This window comes from Sorangiineae bacterium MSr11367 (genome assembly GCA_037157805.1).
GTDB classification, from domain to species: Bacteria; Myxococcota_A; Polyangia; order Polyangiales; family Polyangiaceae; genus Pendulispora; species Pendulispora rubella.
In genome coordinates, this window is record CP089983.1 from 389,467 (window position 1) to 402,810 (window position 13,344).

6 protein-coding genes are annotated in these 13,344 nt (G+C 64.9%); 4 read left to right on the forward strand and 2 right to left on the reverse strand.

The features are described 5' to 3' along the window. Nucleotides 1–130 precede the first annotated feature (130 nt). Nucleotides 131–1,930 carry a phosphopantetheine-binding protein gene (locus LVJ94_01615; GenBank protein ID WXB05961.1) on the forward strand — a complete coding sequence of 600 codons (1,800 nt, stop codon included), beginning with the start codon at nucleotides 131–133 and terminating at the stop codon, nucleotides 1,928–1,930. Next, nucleotides 1,927–7,116, forward strand: a complete 5,190-nt coding sequence (locus tag LVJ94_01620) for an SDR family oxidoreductase (protein ID WXB05962.1) — start codon at nucleotides 1,927–1,929, stop codon at nucleotides 7,114–7,116. Before LVJ94_01615 ends, LVJ94_01620 begins: the two co-directional genes overlap by 4 nt. Nucleotides 7,117–7,179: 63 nt before the next feature. Here LVJ94_01620 and LVJ94_01625 read toward each other — a convergent pair whose 3' ends face one another. Continuing rightward, entirely contained in the window at nucleotides 7,180–8,523 is a 1,344-nt protein-coding gene (locus tag LVJ94_01625; protein WXB05963.1) for a hypothetical protein, read from the reverse strand. Between the two features lie 210 nt (nucleotides 8,524–8,733). Between LVJ94_01625 and LVJ94_01630 the strand changes: the two genes are divergently transcribed. Together LVJ94_01630 and LVJ94_01635 are read left to right on the forward strand one after the other, a co-directional pair. Next, complete coding sequence (locus LVJ94_01630; protein WXB05964.1) at nucleotides 8,734–9,264, forward strand: peroxiredoxin family protein; 531 nt, start codon at nucleotides 8,734–8,736, stop codon at nucleotides 9,262–9,264. A gap of 182 nt (nucleotides 9,265–9,446) precedes the next feature. Continuing rightward, entirely contained in the window at nucleotides 9,447–10,979 is a 1,533-nt protein-coding gene (locus LVJ94_01635) for a multicopper oxidase family protein (protein ID WXB05965.1), read from the forward strand. A 162-nt stretch (nucleotides 10,980–11,141) separates the two neighbouring features. Here LVJ94_01635 and LVJ94_01640 read toward each other — a convergent pair whose 3' ends face one another. Next, on the reverse strand, nucleotides 11,142–13,271 hold the full coding sequence (locus tag LVJ94_01640) for a beta galactosidase jelly roll domain-containing protein (protein WXB05966.1): 2,130 nt from the start codon (nucleotides 13,269–13,271) through the stop codon (nucleotides 11,142–11,144). Between the last annotated feature and the right edge of the window lie 73 nt (nucleotides 13,272–13,344).

A 13,344-nucleotide genomic window follows, 5' to 3' on the forward strand; every position in this document is an offset into this window, starting at 1 on the left:
CCGCGCAAGAACGTGCTCGAGGGAATACCGCTTCTAGGCCGTTCCCCTGGCTCTTCTCATCACCAAACGAGGACTTGATATGGCACCGACCGTTTTTTTCTTTGGTGGACAAGGGGCGTACCAACCTGGAATGTTCAAGCGCTTCGCGCGTTCATCGCGGCTCGAGGACGCCTTGGCGACCATAGACTCCGTCGCTGCCGAGTTTGGCCACCCTGGTGTCGGGCGGGCCCTGTTCGACGCAGAGGCTCCCAAGGCCGCCGAGCTGGCGCGTACCGATCCTTTCGCGCTGCAATTGACGGTATTTGCCGCCGCCGTGGGGAGCTTTTATCGCCGCCACGATGCCGAGCGAGACTCCGTGCTCGTAGGACATAGTTTGGGCGAGTTGGCCGCGCTGACCGTGGCGGGAGGCTTTGACGTCGCCGACGGGGCGCGGCTCGTGTGCCTGCGATCGGAGGCCCTGAAAAGCGCGGAGGTCCCACCCGGCGGCATGCTCGCCGTGGAGCTTTCCGAGCGGCGGGCTGCACACCTCGTGGGGACGATCGGCGATCGTCACTCGTGCGTCGCCGTCGTCAACGCACCCCAATGGTCGGTCCTCTCCGGGCCTCTCGAGGCGTTGAACACGGCGCAACGCCTTTGCGAGGCGATGTCCATTCGCGTGCGCACGTTGCCGTCTCCTTATGCGTTCCACAGCCCGGGGCTTGCCGTGGCCGCGGAGGCGTTTGCCGCGTCCGCATCCCGCATCCGTCAGCGCCCCCTGCGCCACGCCGTGTACTCTCCGGTGCTGGGGGACTTCGTCACCGATGCGACGGACTGCGTCGCTCTTCTGGTGAAGCACCTCACGACCAAGGTGGACTTCCTTGGCGCCGTACGAGCGCTCCACGCCGAAGGGATGGGGGCTTTCGTCGAATGTGGACGCAGCGGCCTCGCGTCGCTCGTGCGGGCGAGTGTGCCTGACGTGACGGAAGTGGCGGAGGTGGCGGAGGTGGCACCGCGCGAGGCCGACCCCGTGCAAGCGCCCAAGCCCGTGCTCACGGTGGTCCCCCGGCCGGCGCTTCCGACTGCGCAGTCCGTTGCCTTGAAGCTGCGGCAACTGTACGCGGCCTCCTTGGGTTTCCCCGAAGAGGCGATTTCCGTCGACGCCGACCTCGAGGCGGATTTGGGGATCGATTCGCTCAAGCGCACGGAGATGCTGTCGAAGGTGCGCGCGCAATTCGCGCTGCCCGAGAACGTGAACGATGGGAGGCTGCACGCGCACGCGACGCTCTCCCAGCTCGCGGCATTGGTCGTGGAGGCGCTATCTCACACCAATGGCGTGAACGGTGTGGCGCTTGCCCATGATCCGCCGGCGCTTCCGACTGTGCAGTCCGTTGCCTTGAAGCTGCGGCAACTGTACGCGGCCTCCTTGGGTTTCCCCGAAGAGGTGATCTCCGTCGACGCCGATCTCGAGGCGGATCTGGGGATCGATTCGCTCAAGCGCACGGAGATGCTGTCCAAGGTGCGCGCGGAATTCGCATTGCCCGAGAGCGTGAACGATGGACGGCTGCACGCGCACACGACGCTCTCCCAGCTCGGGGCGCTGGTCGTGGAGGCGATGGGAGGCGCCGCAGAGGCCCCCAAGCCCATCTCGAGTGAGATTCGGATCGTCGCACCGACCTCCGACGTGGGCGGCGTGCTCTCTCATCTCCGCGAGATCTATGCGTCCCACCTTGGGTTTCCCGTGGAGGCGGTCCTCGCGGATACGGATCTCGAGGCGGATCTGGGCATCGACTCCCTCAAGCGCACCGAGATGATCGGCAAAGTCGGTTCGATCTTCGAGCTGCAAGACGCCATCAAGCAGGGCCGTTTTTTTGCTCACAACACGCTCCGTGAGCTTGCGGGGATGATCTCGGAGTCCTTGGCGCAGGCCGCTTCGTTCGCAGGAGGCAGATGATGAACCGTATCGTATCCATCTCTGGCGAGGTGCCACTCGCCGAGCGCATGGCCGCAGCCTTCCCTACGGATCGTGTGGTGCGTGGACCATCGTCCGAGGCGGACGTGGTGGTGGTGGCCTTGGGGAACGCGATACCGTTCGTGCCCGAGGACGTTCAGGCGGCTTGGAGCGGTGTGCATCCGCGGAGCGTCGTGCTCGTGCGATCCATGGCGAGCGATGAGCGGGATGGCGCCTTGGCGGCGCTGCGCGAGGCCGTTGCGCGAGCGGGGATGGCGCGAAGTCGCATCTGCGTCAACGCGTTGGCCATCGTGGGGATCGACGACGTCAAGGACGCTTGGGTGGAGGCGTTGCGGTACCTCGCGGGGCCCGCGGCGCCATGGACGACGGGGCAATGCCTGGTCGTGGACGGCGCGTTGGCTCGAGCCTCGAAGGAGCCCGTCTCGTTCCCCACGGCGCAGGAAGACGACGTGGTCGTCGTCGGCATGGGGCTCGCGGTGCCTGGCGCGAGCTCGCCCCAAGCTTTCTGGGAACTGTTGCGGCAAGGGGAGCCCGTGTTTGGCGAGCCTGGGGAGAGGTGGGACATTCAAGACATCTGGTCCCCCGATCCGCAGACGCCCGATCGCACCTATTCGCGGGTGTCGGGGTTCATGAAGGCATTTCAACCCCACCCGTCCCTCCAGGGAAAGGAGAAAGAGCCCCACGAGCTCACGGCGCTCTGGCTGCGTCATTGCATCGCGCAAGCTTCGGAGTCCGTATCGATCCGCCCCGGCGATCGGCACGTGTTGGCCGTGGGGCTGACGGTGGACGGGAGCCATCACCTCGAACAGAGCCTCGTGCTCCGTGAGGTGCGTCGGCATCTGCCTCATCGCGACGAGGCGTTGGATGCGCGGCTCCGCGCGCTCTATCCCTTGGCCGTGGACGAGCCCGCGCAGGTCTTGCCCTACAGCATCGCGCGCCAAGCCGCCGTCGATCTCCCCTCGGACACCGAAATCGTGGTGCTCGACACCGCGTGCTCGTCGGCCCTCTACAGCATCGACGTCGGCGTACGCGCGTTGCGTGCGGGCGAGGCCGACGTGGCGCTCTGCGGCGGTGCCTTCGCACTCAGCATCAACAACCTCGTGCTCTTCTCCAAATTGCGTGGGTTGTCGCGCTCGGGGGCGGTGCGACCGCTCGATCGCGCCTCCGACGGGGTGCTCTTCAGCGACGGCGCCGCCCTCCTCACGTTGAAGACCTACGCGCGGGCGTCGGCCGACGGCGATCGGATCCTCGGGTTCATCACCGGGTTCGGCGGCTCGTCGGATGGTCGAGGCAAGGCCATCTACGCCCCGAACCCCGCCGGTCAGCGCATCGCGCTGCGTCGGGCATGGTCGGCAGCCCACGTGACACCCGAGGACGTCGATTGGGTCATCGCGCACGCCACGGGGACGCCCACGGGCGATCGCACGGAGCTGTCCGTGCTCGCCAGCTTGAGTGAGGAGAGCAAAGCCAAGGTGTGGACCGTCAGCTCGAACAAGGGGACGTTCGGCCACACGGGGTGGGCTGCGGGCGCCGTCTCCGCCGTGCACGCGCTCATGGCACTGCAGCACGAGATCATCCCCGCGCAGTCGGGCTTCGAGGAGCTCCCCAAGGGGCTCGAAGCGACCGACTTCACGGTGCCCCGCGCGGACATCCCCTGGCCGGCGGAGGAGCAGAAGTCGCGCACCGTGGGCGTGTCGGCCATGGGCTTCGGTGGCACCAATGCCCACTTGATGATCTCCGATGCGCCACCGCGCCGTGAGTCGTCTCCACGCGCGCAGCCCCTCGATCCGATCGTCTGCGTCGCATGGTCCGCCCACTTGCCTGGGGAGCCAGGGAACGAAGCCGTGCAGCAGTGGCTCTCGGGGGCGAAGCCCGCGTGGCCCGCGGCATTCGGAGAGCACTACCCCATGCCTTCCCCCGTGCACATGCGGCTCGCACCGTCGGCCATCGAAGCCATGGATCGCAGCCAGCTGATGGCCGTGCGGTGCGCGGACATGCTGACCGAAAAGCGCCCGCTCGCGCCCGAGTGGGTCGATCGCTGCGGTGTATTCGTGGGGCACTCGGGCGCGACCCGGGCCGCGGTGCGCCACGATATGCGCTCCTACCTCGCCGGGCTGGCCACGCACCTCGGGGCATCGATCCCGGAGTTCGAGCAGCGCCTCACGGCGCCGATCCAACAGGCCATCCCTGCGGCGAAGGAGGACTCGTATCCCGGCATCATGCCGAACATCATCGCGGCGCGAATCGCTCAACGCTTGGATCTGCACGGCCCCAACATGACCTTGGACGCCGGGCTCGACTCCTTCGCGTCAGCGTTGCTCACGTCCGCGCGGAGCTTGCGCGACCGCGAGATCGATGTCGCGTTGGCCCTCGGCGTGAGCGCGGCCGCGGAGCATGCCAAGCCCCACGAAGGTCGCGAGTCGGCCGAAGCCGCCGTCGGCGTGATGCTCACCCGGGAGTCGTTCGCGCGCGAGCATGGATTGACGATCCTCGCCCGGGTGGATCTGGATCGCGCCGGCCAAGGTAGGAGCGGCAGCATGCGGGCCAGCGTCTCGGATCAGCGCGTCTACCACGGCGCCGAAGGTGCCGTCGCGTTCTTACGCGCGATGCACGATCCCAACCGAACTTCGACGCTCTTGCCCTGGGAGGACGCGCACACGCCTGCCATCACCATCACGCCCGCGGCGAGCATCGCGCCGTCGCTCGGGCAGGTGATGCAGCGCCACCAATTGGCCTTGCGTGCCGTTCGGGCCCGAGCCGTGCGGGCGGCGTTGGAGGCGATCCCTCCGAACAGCGTCGTCGTTTGCGATGACTTCGCGGCGCTTCCACCGCGGGCCGTGCCGGAGTCGTGCCTCTGCGTGCGCCTTGGCACGGGTTCCTTGGTCGCGGAGCAAATTGCGGCGTCGGGGCAGACCTTTGGTCACGTGCGGATCGTCCTCTTGGGCACGGCGGCGAGCGACGACGTCGGATTTCAACGGGTGCTCGCCGTCAACGACGCCGCCTTCGGCGCAGCCCAAGCTTGCGCGGCGCGCCTCGACGAGGGCGGTAGCATGGGCATGCTCTTGCTCGACGCGTTCGCCGGGGACGTGCCCCGTCCGGCCGTGGGCTTGTTTGGAGGGATGGCGCGCAGCTTGGAGCGCGAGCTGCTCGGGGCGCAGATCTTCGTCTTGGCGACGGACACGCGCGACATTTCCCAGGGGCTCTCGGAGCTCGCGGAGGAGAGCGCCCTTCACCGCCATCTCCCCATCGCCTACCGCCAGGGGGGCAGCCGCTTGGAGCTCCGGCTCGAGCCCACGGCGCCTCCGACCGACGAGGCGCGTGGGCTCGGCGTCGACGAGCCCGTCGTGGTGGCCTCGGGGGGCGCACGCGGGTTGACGGCGCAGCTCGTGCGAGAGCTGCTCTCGGGCTCCCGCCCTCGGGCCGTCTGGTTGCTCGGCACGGGGCCCGCCCTCGCCCCCGATGCGCCCACGAGTTTGCCGCCGAAGGCGCAGGCGATCCGCGAGTGGATGCAGCAGTCACCGAACGAGAAACCCGCCGCGCTCAATCGCCGCTACGAGGCCGCGGTGCGTGACGCCGAGCGTGCCCGCACCATCCAGGAGATGCAGCAACGCTGGGGGCACGACCGTGTTCATTACCGAATGTGCGACGTGCAGGATGCGGAGGCCGTCCATCGGGTCATCGACGAGATTGTCGCGACGCACGGCCGGGTGGACGTGGTGGTCCACGGCGCCGGCTTGGTGCGGAGCGCGGCCCTCGCGCGCAAATCGCTCGCCGACTATCGTTTCGTACGGGACGTGAAGGTGCTCGGCGATCGCTATCTGCGGAGCGCGTTGGCGAAGCACTCGCAGCCGTCCAACCCGATGCCCTCGTTGTGGTGCTCCTTGAGCTCCGTCGGAGCGATCCTCGGGATGCGTGGGGAGGCCGACTACGACGCGGGCAACGAGTACATCCAGCTCGCCGCCGCGAACGCCCGCGCCGAAGGGCGTGACGAGGTCGCCCTGATGTCGGGGCTATGGGTGGAGTCCGGGCTGGCCGCGAAATACGTGACGGGCGATCCGCTCAAGAGCGGGCTTGGCGACTATACGCAGCTCACGGACGCACAAGGCACGGAGTTCTTCCGAACGGAGCTCGCGGGACGTCGACCTTCGGGGCTCGGTACCACGTGGCTCGGGGAGGCCGAATGGGCCGCGCTGCACCTCAAGGCGCCGGGGTTGCGGGAAGCCTCGCTCGCGCCCTCCCTCACGCCGCCGCCTTCCAGCGTGTTTCTGCCCGAGCAGCCCGAGTCGTGCGAAGGTGACGGGCGCGATGGGCGCAAGGCCACGTGGCGGTTCCAGTTGGGCCTCGATCGGCACCCGTGGTTGCTCCAGCACCTCGTGGACGAGCGGCCGACGGTGCCTGGCACCTTCCTCATGGCCATGGCCGTGGAAGCGGCCAACGGGCTCGCCCCGGGGCAGATCCCCATTCGAATCACGGACATGGTGCTGTCACGCTTTCTTCGCGCCCCGCTCAGCCATTGGCCGCGCCCCGTCGTCATCACGGCGAGCCAGGAGGCCCAGGAGGCGGGCTGCGTGCACGTGACGATCGCGAGCCCGCCCCAAGGGGCCGTGCCCTCCCAAGAGTACACGCGCATGAAGGTGTGGTTCGCCGAGGCGCGCGCCCCGAGGGAGCGGCTCTCGTCGGCGTCGCAACCTACGCAAACCGTCGAGGTTCCGGACGTGTACGGGCTGAACGGGCCCGTGAGCCTCTCGGGCGTCTTCGCCAACATGCGACGGGTCTCGCTGCACGAGGACGGCGGCTCCGCGTCCCTGTCGCTCCCTCCGATCGACGCCCCCTTGGACGGGCTCCCCATCCCGAGCATCGCGCTCGACGCGCTGCTTCGCACCGTGATCCTCGACGGCCGTCGCCCCGGGTCGCTGGCCCTCGTCGTGCCGACGGCGATCGCGTCGGTCGAGCTCTTGGAGCTCGGGAGTGACAAGGCGTGGAGGGAGCATTGGGGAGACGGCGTCACCCTTCGTCACTGGTCTCGCTCCGCGGGCGGGCAATGTGTGGCGATAGCGCCGGATGGCACCGTGCTCCTGCGCATCTCCGGGATCTCCACGGCGGTGCGCGCCACCTACGAGCGCGAACAGAAACGCTGGAGCCGGCCCATGTTGGGCTCGTCCGTCTGAGGATCGTCATCTCATGGGAAAGACCATCGTCATATTTGAAATGATTGTCGTTTTGAATAGTCACTAGGGTGACACCACATAGAGATTCGCTTCGCAGGCCTCGTCGGTAATATTGTCCCCACCGTGGACCGTCTCACCGGCCGTCTTGGTGTTGTAAATGCAGGTCGCGCGGAGCTCGTCTCCCGCGGAGAGGTGGAGGGGTTCTTGGTAGATGAAAAGGCGCTGTCCGTAGACGTTCCAATGATCGAAGCTCGCCGCACACTCGTCACCGTCTTTGCGCATTCGATCGACCTGCATCGTCTTGCCGAGTCCATGCATGCGTGGGGCGATGCCGAGCACCGTCATGGGCGCGTCCGCACGGAAACGAGCCGACGCCTCGGCGTAGTTCTTTCCCGGCGGCAAAGCGATACCGGACGCGCGGAGTGCCATGAACGAAGCGGCCCGCACCCCGTCATCGAACTTCAAATCGATGTGCGTACGGGTCTGCGTGTTCAATCCTGTCGTAATGACATTGTAGAGGACTTGCACGATCCATTTGCGATTGGGAGACACCCGCAACCCCGTACCTTCCGGGAAATGCAGTGTGGGGTTGTCCCATGTCCAGCTCGCGAGCAAGTGCGCAGGCTCGACGCGCGGAGAGCCATAACACGTATACCCTGGACCCGCTTCTTCGGTATCCCGACCGACCGCCTGGCGTTCTGCATCGTCCGAGTCGAGTCCATAAATCGCGATATGCGCGACGGCCCGAGGATCGGTCGATACGACGCGAATACCGGTAAGCATACGCTCGCGTGTGAGGCCAGGATCTGCTACGAAACAGCGATAGGCACTCGTTCCGAGACCCGGCGTGTAGTCCGCTCCCGTATCGAGGACCGCGTCCACCCGCTCCAAGTCCCGGGGCTTCTCCGCGGGAACGCGGCGATCGGCGCGAAGCGTACGATCTCCCTCGGGCGCCCCTTGCTCCGCCCAACCCACGAGTTTTCCCAGCTCCGCATCACTCAGCCACAAGGAGTCACGCCACGTGCGGCAGGTGCCGCGATTGTCCGCCGTCCATGGCGGCATCATCCTTGCTCGCGTCATGTATCTTATCGTGTCGGCGTATTTGGATACGGTCGCATACGAATCGAGGAGGGGCTTTGCGGCGAGTCCACTGCCGGAGTGGCACTGGGCACATCGGTGCTCGACGATCGGCGCAATATCCCGAATATAGGAATAGTCTGTCGAGGCCTTGCTTTTAAACGCGAGTATGGCAATACAGGCTAAGCCGGTCGCCAATCCGCCGAGGCCTATCCAAGTAGCAGAAGTAGAGAGCTTCGTAGACAGCTTCACGTTGTTCACCGCCTGCTCGCAAGCGCCGGTTTCGACGCTGTTTTGGAAATCAAAATGACTAGCATCGCTCTTCCTCAACGGCTCCTGGACTCCCGTCGATTCGACGGGCTCCTATGGACGACGGGCGTGTCCGTGCTCACGGGCGCCCCATTGTTCTTCGCTCTCGAGCATCTCAGGTTGTTACCGCCTGCGTTGAGGGATCGCCCCTGGCCGTTCGCACTCATGGCGCTCCTTCATCTAGTTTACCTAGCGTACATCTTCTTTGCTGAGCGGCGTGGTAAAATGGCCATGCGCCTTCTCGAGAAGGCTTGCGTGATTGCAAATGCGGCAAGCATCACGATGTTAATCGTGTGCATCCAATTTGACAAGCTACCAACCAGCCCCTCGGTAATGCCGATCGGTACACAGGCGCCGCGGATCACGCTGCTGGACCAAGATGGCAAGGCCGTGAACGTAAGCGTACCGGGCGAACCCGTGTTGTTCGTCGTCTTTCGCGGCGTCTGGTGCGCCTACTGCCGCTCGGAGCTCGCGCGCCTCGCCCGCGAGGTTCCCCGCTTCGCGCAGACCAACGTTCATGTTTATGGCATCAGCGGAGACCCTCCCGATGCGCTCTTGCGGGACAAAGAGCGGCAACAACTGCCCTTCCCGCTGCTCTCCGACCCTGAACGCAAACTCACTCACGTGTGCGATTTTTCGATGCACTGCCTCTTACTCTTCGACGGAGATGGGACATTGCGCTGGGCGGGCCTCAACGAGAGCTGGCGCAGACCACCGCGCTACGAGAGCGTCCTGCAGGCGGCGTATCGCCTCGCCCCTTAGTTAACGCTGCGGCCTGACCTGAAACCGCAATCGTGGCATCCAGCTAGAGAGTTCACAGAACTTCCTGCGAATCCTCTTATCCCAGCAGCCTCCAAGTCCTTCACCTTCCTAGGCCGCGACGGCCTTCGCTTCGCTCATTCGATAACCTCGGAGAAAGGCTCTTTTCGATGAACATCGTGACAATGACACGAGTGTTGACGCTGGCGGGGCTCGTGGGAGCGAGCTCTCTCTCGGGGTGTTCCGACGCGACGGAGCTTCGCGAGCGCCCGGCCGCCCGCATCAAGATGAACTTCGACCCGAAAATCGTCCCGAACGCGCCCAAGCGCGCGCCGGCATACGATCCAAATCGTGTATTCACCAACCCCCTGCGTATCCCCGAGGACGCGACCCCCGAGGCGACGCCTCCCGCAGACGCGCCAAGTCCCCAGGGGGTCGCGACGACATGGCCGCCCACGTCCTACAGGCTATCGATACGTCCCATGAACGTGCAAATGCTGCCTGGGGCTGCCACCCCCATGGTGGGTTTCGCAGGGCGGTTTCCCGGGCCGACCCTCAGGGCGGAGCGCGGGATCCCGACGGTCGTCACGCAGGCCAATGACTGGACCGAAAACGTAACGATCCACAATCATGGGCACAAAGTCTCTGCCGAGAGCGACGGGCACCCCGTCGACTACATCCAGCCCGGGAGGTACAAAAACTATTACTACCCCAACGACCAACGCGCCGGCACCTTTTGGTACCACGACCATACCATGGACTTGACGGGCGCCCACGTCTACGCCGGCCTCGCGGGCTTTTACATCATCCACGACAAGGCCGAAGACGTCCTGAACCTGCCCTCCGGCTCCTACGACGTCCCGCTGCTCCTCCAGGACAGGACCTTCGGGGACAACAACGAGCTCATTTACAATGGCAACCCGCATGGCTGGGGAGGCCCCACGCCCGTCATCAACGGCACAGCCAACCCGGTATTGAACGTCGCCGCCCGCAAATACCGGCTCCGCCTCCTCAATGGGTGCAATGCGCGTACGCTCAACTTGCATTTCGCCGTCCAGGGAAAGCCGGTTCCCTTCCAGCTGATCGCCTCCGACGGCGGCTTGCTCGAGGCCCCCGTCCCCATGAAGGCCATCACCGTCACCCCTGGGGAGCGTTACGACGTCGTCATGGACTTCACGAACTTCCCCGTGAATACGGTGATGGATCTCCTGAACGTCGACGATCCCGAAATTGACCCGCTCTTGCCGGCGATGATGCAGTTCAAGGTCAACCGCACCGAGGTCGATAGTGCGACCGTTCCGCCCAAACTCTCCGTTATCGACCGCCTGCAAGAGAAAGATGCCAAGGCCTTTGGTACCGTCGAACTCGGCCTGAGCGCCGACGGTGAAACCTGGACGCTCAACGGCACCACCTACGATCCTGCCCGGATCGACATCCGGTCCAAGCGCGACACGGTCACCATTTGGACCTTGAAGAACGCTACCGCATTCACGCACCCCTTCCACAAGCACCTCGTGCAGTTCACCATCCTCGACATCAACGGCCAGCCGCCTCCCCCCGAGTTGGCCGGATGGAAGGACACGGTCGGAGTGCCTGGCAACGGCACGATGCGCATCATCTTCAAGAATGAGCAGTTCTCCGGGACATACGTGCTCCACTGCCACCGACTCGAGCACGAAGATCACCGGATGATGATCCAAGAGAGCGTGGAACCGTAACGACTCGCCCCGCGTCCAGCCCCGCCCCGTGTCTCGATAGGTAAATCAGACAGAGAAATTCACAGGAAGACGGGAAGGCGGGAAGGGTTTAAGAGGATTCCTCTGCGACCATTCCACAATCCAAAAAACCTTCCCGTCTTCCCGTCTTCCTGTTCAATCAAATCAGGGAGCGACCCGCCACGTGACTGTGTCCCGATAGGTAACTCCGGCCTTGTTACCGGTTACCTCGACCACGTTCGCCCCAGGTGAAAGCGTCACGTTCGCCCAGGTGTACACGTGGTTGCTCGACGTGACCGCGCCGCCCACGGCATTCCCGTTGACGGTGAGGCGTGCACTGTCGACGGTGCCGTAGACCTTGATGGTCGTCGTTGCGGCGGTGCGATCGGTCCAGCGGCGGCTCGTGATGTACACGAAGGGGGACGGTGTCCAATTGGCCTTGTACCAATAGAACGCGTCCTTGCGGGTCGCGCGATCGTAGGTCACCAGGCCCTTGTCGTTGCGCCCGTAGGTATCGCCCTCGCTGCGCTGGTCGGCGGCGAAGTCGAACATGTTCCACACGAACGTCCCCCAGATGTACGGACGCGCGGCCATCTGCGTCCAATGGGACTCGTGGTACATCGATTGGTACTCCTCGGGGTGCCAATCGGAGTCGGGGACCGGCTTGGGCGGATTTTCCGCATGTTGAACGATGCTTGCCCCCGCGCCGTATTCGCTGATCCCGATGGTGCGCGACGGCTGGCTGCTATGTAGCCCGTCCGCCCACGGCGCGAAATCGTTCGACGACGCGGAATACCAACCATAGTACTTGTTGAATCCCGTCGTCTCGGCGTGGGAAATCAGCCCGCTCGTATTTCCCAAATTGTGCGCATACGTGGACAGTCGATCCGGGTCCTCGCTGGTGACCGCATCGGCAAGGCTCTGCAGCAGCGAATTCGTCGCCGCATCGTCGGTGCGCTGCTCGTTGCCGATGCCCCAAAAGACGATGGACGGATGATTGTAATTCTGCCGAATCAACTCCCGCAGCTGCAGATCGGCATTCGCCCGAAACGCCGCGTTGTCCGTGATGGCATTGACCAGCGGGATCTCCGTCCAGACCACGTACCCGCGTTGGTCCGCGAGATCGTACACCCTCTGATCCTGCTGGTAGTGCGCGGTTCGGAGCGCGTTCACGCCCATTTCATCCATCAAATCGAAATCCTGCACATCCTCGGCCTCGCCCAGCGCCCAGCCTTTGTCGAATCGGTCCTGATGCCGATTCACGCCGTGCAGCGCCAGGTGATTCCCATTGAGGGAAAATCCGGTGTTCGCATCGAGCCCGAAGGTGCGCAGGCCGAGCGGCTGCGTCAGCGAATCGGTAGTGACACCGGTGTCAACATCCACGAGCTCCACCGTCGCCTTGTACGAATACGGATCGGTGCGCCCATTCCAGCGCCGAGGGCGCGCAATGCTCACCGTCTGCGTGACCTGGTCGCCCGTCTTGGTCGCCAAGGTGCGGGTGGCCGTGCTCGAATCGGCGACCACGGCGCCCGCGGCATTGGTCACCACCGTGCGCGTCTTGATGCGGCGCGTGCGCGCGCTGTTGTTCCACGTCTTCGTCGTCACGTCGACCGTGGCCGACTCCGTCCCCACGTTGCGCTGCCGCAGGTAGACGCCGGGGCCTGCGTAGTCGAGCATGCGAATCGACAGCTCGTCGGTGACCTGAATGCTCACGTGCCGGTAGATGCCGCCGAAGAAGGTGAAGTCCGCATTGAGCGGCGCAATGTTCGCATTGGCCGCATTGCTCACTTTCACCGCGATGACGTTGTCGGCGCCGAGCCGCAGGGCCGCCGTCGCATCGAACCGAAACCGTGCGAACCCGCCCTGGTGCTGCCCCAGGTGCGTACCGTTGACCCACACGTCCGTTACGGTATTGACGCCATCGAACTGCAGCCAGAGCTTCTTCCCGGCCAGGCGGGCATCCGGCGTAACGTGCCGTCGGTACCATCCAATGCCGCGGTAATAATCATTGTTACCGTCTTGCCCGTCCTTGGCATTCCACGTGTGCGGCGTATTCACCGACGACCAGGCTGCGTCGTCGAACTGCGGCGACTGCGCATTCGACGCATCCGCACGCAGAAAGCGCCAGCCGGCATCCAAGGCGATGTGCTCGCGTACAGCGGGCGCGGCATCGTTCCCTGCCACCATTCTTTCGTCGATGGATTCTGCCGAATCAACGGTGCCGTCCGACGAGGATGCACAGCTCGTCATCACGAGTCCCGATAAGGCTGCATACGTTCGCCAAGATCGCGCCATGGTTTTCCCTCCTTTTTTTCCCCGCGTCCACCTGCGGGTAGCCCCGCAACGTAGCCTCCGAAGCGTGCCTTCG